This is a genomic window from Mesorhizobium sp. P2_D5 (genome assembly GCF_056404355.1).
Genome location: NZ_JBFUEE010000014.1, coordinates 45,642 through 53,690, shown reverse-complemented (window position 1 = coordinate 53,690; position 8,049 = coordinate 45,642). Strand labels below are relative to the sequence as shown.

General features: G+C 60.6%; 3 protein-coding genes. 1 reads left to right on the top strand and 2 read right to left on the bottom strand.

From position 1 onward, the window contains the following. The coding region (locus tag AC1DYW_RS32765; RefSeq protein WP_477228944.1) for a beta strand repeat-containing protein at positions 1–4,717 on the top strand (4,717 nt) is incomplete at its 5' end. A 93-nt stretch (positions 4,718–4,810) separates the two neighbouring features. On the opposite strand, the gene AC1DYW_RS32760 is transcribed toward AC1DYW_RS32765, so the two are convergent. Both AC1DYW_RS32760 and AC1DYW_RS32755 read right to left on the bottom strand, forming a co-directional pair. Continuing rightward, complete coding sequence (locus AC1DYW_RS32760; protein ID WP_477228943.1) at positions 4,811–6,157, bottom strand: HlyD family type I secretion periplasmic adaptor subunit; 1,347 nt, start codon at positions 6,155–6,157, stop codon at positions 4,811–4,813. After that, entirely contained in the window at positions 6,144–7,907 is a 1,764-nt protein-coding gene (locus AC1DYW_RS32755) for a type I secretion system permease/ATPase (RefSeq protein ID WP_477228942.1), read from the bottom strand. Before AC1DYW_RS32755 ends, AC1DYW_RS32760 begins: the two co-directional genes overlap by 14 nt. Positions 7,908–8,049: the final 142 nt, after the last annotated feature.

Genomic DNA, 8,049 nt, shown 5'->3' with positions numbered 1-8,049 from the left:
TGTCGCCGGCGATCCGTCGGCCAGCGGCACGCTGGCGTCGACCGATGTCGACGACGGCGCAACGGCGGCCTGGAGCGGCTCGACGACGGGCACCTATGGCGCATTCGCCATCGACGCGGCCGGCAACTGGACCTTCACGCTCGATCAGGGCGCGGCCGATCATCTGGCCGAGGGCGCCAGCGACACGCAGACGTTCACCGCCACGGTGACCGACGACAAGGGTGCGACGGCGACGCAGACCGTCACCATCACCATCACCGGCACCAACGACAGCCCGGTCGCCAACGCCGACACCGGAGCAGTGCTGGAAGATGCGACCCTCACTATGTCTGCCGCGAATGGTGTGATCGGAGGCACCACGAGTGGATCGGTGGCCGACACAGACGTCGACAATGCCAACAACACGCTGGTGGTGTCCGGTGTGGTCGCGGGCGCCGGCGCCGTAACGCAGGGCGTGGGAGTCGGCAGCTCGCTCGCCGGCACCTACGGTCACCTGACGCTGAATACCGACGGCTCGTACAGCTACGTGGCGGACACCGCCAACAGCCTCGCCGCGGGGGTGACAGCGGTAGACACGTTCACCTACACCGACAAGGATCCATTCAATGCGGTGTCGAATACTACGACGCTGCAGATCACGGTGACCGGTACCAACGACGACCCAACTGTCACCGCTGGCCCGCAGAGCGTACAGCTGGTCGAAGCCGGCGCTGGTACACCGGGTACGGCTTCGGCCAGCATCGCGCTGACCAAGGGCGATGTAGACGCAGGCGACGCCGCTGTCTACGACGGCACGGCACTGACCACCAATGGCTGGGCGACTGGCAATGGCGGGGTGACCTACACCAAGACCGGCACCTACGGCACCGCCACACTGACCACCGGCACGGGCGTGGTGAGCTACGCCCTCGACAACGCTGACACCGACACCAATGGCTTGGCGCAGGGCGCCAGCGTCAGCGACAACTTCACTGTCTATGTCAAGGACGGCAGCACCGGCACCGCCAGCACCGCAGTGAACTTCGCCATCACCGGCACCAACGACGCGCCGGTCATTGATCTGAACGGCGTGGGCGCCGGCAATGACGCAACGGCTTCGTTCACCGAGCAGACGCCGCTGGTGATCGCGCCTTTGGCGACGGTGACGGACGTCGACTCGGCGAACCTGACGTCGTTGACGGCGACGCTCACGGCGCGACCCGATGGGAATGCAATCGAATCCCTGTCGCTCAACGCCAGCGCCACGGCGGCCGCAGCCGGACTGACGGTGCTCTACACCGCAAGCACCGGCATTCTGTCGATCACCGGCTCGGCTTCCCAGGCCACCTACCAGACGATCCTCGACGGGATCGTCTACAACAACACCAGCGACGCGCCGACGACCACGGCTCGGACCGTCACCGTCGTTGCGAGCGACGGCACCGACGGCAGTGTCTCGCACAGCGTCACGATCAGCGTCACGCCGGTCAACGACGCACCCGTAGCGGCCAACGACATCGGCTCGGCCACTGAGGCGGGCGGCACCGCCAACGGCACCGCAGGCACCAATGCGACCGGCAACGTTATCACCACTGGGCCGGGAGCCGACAGCGACGTCGACAACGCCACCGTCTCGCTGCTGGTTTCGGCGATCCGCACCGGCACCGAGGCCGGCTCGGGCACAAACGGCACGGTCGGCACCGGCCTGGCAGGCCAGTACGGCACGCTGACGCTCAATCCCGACGGCAGCTACAGCTATGCCGTCAACAACGGCAATGCCACCGTCCAGGCGCTCAATGCCGGCGGCACGCTGACCGACACCTTCACCTACACAGTCAAGGATCCGGGCAACCTCACCGACACAGCACAGCTCGTCGTCACCATCGACGGCGCCAACGACGCGCCGGTGAATGGTGTGCCAGCTGCACAGACGACCAACACGAATACGGCAAAGGTGTTCAGCACGGCGAACGGCAACGCCATCAGTGTTTCTGATGTGGACAATACCAGCCACACAGTGACGCTGGCCGCAACCAACGGGGCCATCACGCTCAATGGCACTTCTGGCCTGTCGTTCACAGTCGGCGACGGCACCTCTGACGGCACGATGACGTTCAGCGGCACGGATGCCGCCATCAATGCTGCACTGAACGGGCTGAGTTTCGCACCGACATCGGGCTTCAGCGGCTCCGCGTCCATCCAGGTCGCAACCAGCGACGCTGGAGCGCTAACCGACACGGACACGATTGCAATTTCCGTGAATTCCGTAAACAGCCCAAACCCGTTCACGCTGACGACGGGCACAGATACCGTTTTCTACACGTCCGGCACAAACAACGTAAATGGTACAGATGCCACTCTGAACAATGGCGACAAGATAACTGGCGGTTCAGGCAACGATACGTTGACCATATCCGACGGCAGCCTCGGGACTCATACATTTGGGGATGGCACGGGAAGTACTACGCTGCTCACGAACTTCGAATCGCTCGTGTTGATCGATTCCAACAACGGAAATCATACCGACACGTTCATCTTCGCGTCCACCTTTCAGAACAACGGTACGCTGACGATTGACGGATCCGGTATTACAGGAAACGGAGACCTTGTCGTCGACGCAAGCGCAGTCACGACCGGGGCCTTCAATATTACCGGCAGTTCCGGAAACGGCGGTGATGACACCCTGACCGGCGGATCCGGCAATGACACGATCAACGGCGGTGGAGGCAACGGAGACGACACCATTACGGGCGGCGGCGGTGCCGACACCGTAACGGGTGGCGGAGGTGCGGACACCTTCATCGTCAATTCCGGACAATCGCTGGCCATTGTCGGAGGTAGCGGCAACGCCGGTACGATCACAGGGTATGACGTGGTTACCGATTTTGCCTCGGCCGCGGACTTCCTCGATTTGCAAGGGACCCCGGCAGCCGCGACGGGCGCGAACGTCAATGGAACCGATTCGACGCTGACCATTGGTGGTCAAACCATAAAGTCGCACACGATTTCGAACGGCATCATCACCTTTGATGATGCCAACAGCTTCAGTGCAGCGCTAAATCTGAGTGCCACCGACACGTCGCGAGTCGCCGCTGCAGTTCAGTATTTGCAGAACAACGATATCGGCGCTGCGGGTGCGACGGTGGCGTTCACCGCTACGATAAACGGAACGGCCCACACCTATGTTTACGAACAAGTTGGTGCCACCCCGAATTCGGCGAACGACATCCTTGTCGATCTCTCCGGGGTCACAGTGGCCAATCTTGCCACATTGATCACCAACACCCACGTAAAGCCCGCCGGCGTTGCCGGAGAGCCGATCAATCTGGCCCTAACGAACCCTTCGGGGGATGTCGCGAATGCCATCGTGGTCGTCGTCTCCGGCGTCCCTGTGGGCTGGAGCATCAGCGGGGGTACCGACAACGGCGACGGCACATGGACAGTTCAGAGCAACGATGTGCAATCGCTGACGGTCACCACGCCGGCCGAATTCAGCGGGGCGGCTGTGCTAGACGTCTCGATGACTTGGACGGATGCAGACGGCACGATCGGAACCAAGTTCGTCGCCGACAATGTCGAAGCCTACGCGCCGGGTTCGCCGATCTTTGCCTGGTCCGGCGACGACGTGCTGACCGGCTCGCACGGCAACGACCTGTTCGTCTTCTCGCAGCCGATTGGCAACGACACGGTGCACAGCTTCGACACGGCCGCGGACCATGTCGATCTCATCGGCTATTCCGGCTTTGCGAGCTTCGCCGATGTCCAGGCGCATATGGCGGACGACCCCAACGGCAATGCGATGATCACGCTTGGAGATGGCCAGTCGATCACGCTCGACGGGGTGCATTCGAGCGCGCTCACAGGAAGCAATTTCGTCTTCGACCAGACGCCGGTGATGAACAATGCCGGGACCATGACGATCGGCGACGGCGCGCTGCTGCCACTGAGCGGCACAATCAACAATACCGGCCTTATCTCGCTCGAGTCGGCCGGCAACGACACCCTGCTGCAGCTGATCCAGCACGGTATCACGCTGCAAGGTGGCGGACAGATCGTCCTGTCCGACAGCGATGCGAACGTGATCTCGGGCACGGCTGCCGATGTCACCTTGACCAATGTCGACAACACCATCTCCGGCGCTGGCCAACTGGGCGGCGGCCTGCTGGCTCTGAACAATCAGGGCGCGATCATCGCCACCGGCACCCATGCACTGATTATCGACACCGGCAGCAGCACCGTCGTCAACTCGGGAACGCTGGAGGCGACGGGGTCGGGCGGCCTGACGATCAACGGTGCCGTCGCCAATTCCGGATTGATCTGGGCCAATGGCGGCAATGTCGCGATAGGTGGTCAGGTTACCGGCGACGGCGATGCCATGATTGGAAACATGTCACAGCTGGAGTTTCACGCCGCCTCGTCCGCAGACGTCATTTTCGGTGTGGATGCAGCCGGCACACTGCGGCTGGATGATTCATTTGATTTCAGCGGAAGCATCGCCGGCATCACCAATGACGACAAAGTAGACCTCGGAGATATCTGGTACGGCACCGGAACATCCGCTGTCTATCAGGCAAACCAGGATGGAAGTGGAGGAACGTTGACCGTTTCGGACGGCACCCATAATGCCGCGCTCCAAATCATCGGCACTTACGATGCGGACAGCTTCACCGTAGCAGACGACGGCGCTGGGCGGACAGTGGTTGGGTACAATCCGGCGGACGACTTCCACTTCGTCTGACGTTGAAGGCCGCAGGCCCAATGTGAAGCGGGCGCCGGATCATTCCGGCGCCCGCTTCACATCTGAACTTCCGATATCCAGGAGGCGGAGCGGTTATCTCTCCCGAAAGGCTCGCTGAAACGAATCCACCAGGGGTTTGGTCAGATAAGCCAAAAACGTTCGTTCGCCCGTTGAGATGAATGTCTCGACCGGCATGCCTGGATAGATCTGCTCGGGCTTGACCTGCGGTGGGAGCTTGTCGGCCATTTTCAGCCGGACGGTAAAGTAAGGCAGTCCCGTGCTGGGTGTGATCAGCCGATCCGCCGAAATGTAGAACACCTTTCCGGGCACTTTTGGCGTCGTGCGCGCATTGAGCGCCGTGAACATCATGTTTGCGTCCTGCCCCACCCGGATTGAGTCGATGTCTTCGGGCTTTATCTTGGCCTCAATGATGAGCTCGTTGGTGGTCGGCAGAAGCTCCATAACCACCTCCCCCGCTCGGATGACGCTGCCTTCGGCATTGTAAAGAGATCGGACGATAATACCGTCCACCGGCGCCCGGATGGTCGTCCGCTCCAGGACCGATCGAGCGGCGTTGATTTGTTCCTCGAGGTCCGCGACCTGGGCCCGGGCTTTGTTCAGTTCCGTGACAGCATCCTCGACCCGGCTGGTTGTAAGCCGTTCAATCTGCTGACGCGCTTCCACAGTCTGCGTGGCCGAGCTGGCAATCTGTGCTTCCAGAGATCCTGCCTGGCCGACCAGCTCGGCAGTGCTGCGCAGAAGATCGGTATATTCGGAACGATTGGTGAGTCCTTTCTTCAGCAGGTCTTTTTTTCTTTCCGTCTCCTCGTTGACGATCGCAAGCTGATTTTCCGCCGCCTCCTTCTGAGCCTTTAACCCAACAACGGCGTCCTGAAGAGCTGCCACCCTTTGCTTCAGAATCCCCTGTTCCGCGCCGTAACGCGCTAGCCGCGCCTGAAATTCCTTGTTTTGTTCTCCGAAGACATCGCTGTATTCGGAAGCGCCTGAATAGGCTCCGAGGTCACTAGACAAGACAATTTTATCAAGGCCGTCGCGCTCCGCTTCGAGCCGAGAAATTTCAGCTTTTTGTGCTACCCACTGCTTGAGAACGCGGTTGAGCTGGGACTGCGCCACCGTCGGATCGAGCACGATCAGGGCCTGGCCTCTTAAGACCCTGTCACCCTCCCGGACCTTGATGCTGCTGACCACGCCTCCCTCGAGGTGCTGGATCATGACATTCTGCCCTGCTGCCGCGACCACACCCGGCGCGATCGTTGCTCCGGCAATCGGTGCAGTGGCTGCCCAGAACCCGAAGCCGAGCACGAAAACGGCCACGCTTGCATATCCCGCCAGCATGATCCGATCCGTGCGCGTATCGATGTTGCGCTGCCAGCGATACACCTTGGCGCCCATCTGGGTGGTTTGGTTAGGAACCGTCATTAGCGACTTTCACCTCCACGCGAGCCGGTGACGGGAAAGGCACCACTCCTTCGTTGTCATGCGACTGAGCGGCCGCCGCCGCTTGGCCGCGCCGCTGGGCAAGTTGGTCGAGCACGTCCTTGGTCAAACCGTAGATCTCGACCTGGCCACTGCGCAGCATGAGTATACGATCGCATTTGGAAGCGAGGGAGGGACGGTGGGTTATGACGAGCACGGTCGTTTTTCGCGAACGCGCCTGGAGGATCGCCCGCTCGAGTGCGGCTTCGCCGTCGGAATCAAGATTTGCATTGGGCTCGTCTAGAACCAGTATCTTGGGATCGCCGTAAAAGGCGCGCGCAAGCCCAATGCGCTGACGCTCGCCACCCGAGAGGCGAACGCCGGTCGGGCCGATCACTGTCGAATATCCATCCCTCTGACCCAGGATAAGCTCATGCACCTGCGCCTGCTGAGCTGCTTGAACCAATTTCTCATCAGGCGCATTTGGCACAAAACGCGCAATGTTCTGGCCGATGGTCCCTGGGAAAAGTTCCACATCCTGCGGAAGATAGCCAATATGACGGCCAAGTTCCTCCGGATCCCAGCTTCGAATATCGCCGCCATCGATGCGGATCGCCCCCGAACGGGGCTCAATGGCACCGACTATGAGGCGCGCCAGCGTCGATTTTCCAGCCTGGCTTGGCCCGACGATCGCGACTGTTTCGCCGGCGCCGACTTCAAAGGTCAAGCGCTTTATCAGCGGCAGCGACCCGTCGGCCGAACCTGGAAGATGATAGACTATTTGATCCGCGCTCAACGCCCCTTCAGGCGTTGGCAATGCAACATTGTCCTTTGGTGCGGACCTCGATTGGACAGCTGAAAGCCGCTTCCATGCAAGATTTGCATCGATGACCTGCCGCCAACTTCCAATGATCTGGTCAAGAGGTTGCAAGGCACGTGCCGAAATCATGGAGGACGCAAAAATCATACCGGCGGTCATCTCGTTGTGCAGAACCAGATACGCGCCGACACCCAATATCGCGATTTGCAGCACCGACCGCGTTGTGCGGGACACACCTCCATAGAATGCGTTGGTGCGAGCAAGCCCATCTGAGGCGTGTAGAGAGCCGGAAAAACGGGTGCCCCAGAACTCTATCGCATTGGACACCATGCCGAGCGCGCGGACCGTTTCGAAGTTTCGCGCAAAGGCCTGCGCCGAATTCATTGCCGCGCCGAGACTCTCCGCCGCCTCCTTGCTAGGTCGCGAACTCGCGACCTGGTTCAGCACGGCGATGGAAACCATGAGAACCGCTCCAACGACCGTCACAAGGAAGAGCAACGGGTGGATGAAATAAAGCAGGCCCACGAAGATTGGCCCGAAAGGGAGGTCGAAGAGAAAGAAAATCGTTCGTGAAGCGATGAAACCTCGCAGGGTGGCTAAGTCCCGCAAGGCCTGGACATCGCCGAGTCCAGCACGGGGGCCACTCATTGCGGCGAGAAAAGACGACGTGCCCAAAGACACATCCAGTCGCGCGGCGAGTCGGCTTGCATACACGCCACGAACAACTTCGAGCACTCCGAAAAGCAAAAGCGACGTAAGCGCAAGCAAGGTTAGGTAGGTGAGAGTATCCAGGTTGGCGGCGGGCAAAACTCGATCATATACCTGCAGCATATAGAGAGGCAGAATTAACACGAGGGTGTTCATCACTGCGGAGAAGAGGCCCATTTCGACCACGCTCCTCGACAGCACCTTTCGGCTTGTAGAACTGGACATGCCCGAATTTGCCCCCCGGCGAACAGCACGCACATTAGACAATCTTTATATATCATGCGAGGTCGTCACGCTATCGGCTGCGATTCTTTCGATAGCCATAGTAAAGACCGCCAACACGAGCCGAGGCCCGATGTCATCACCC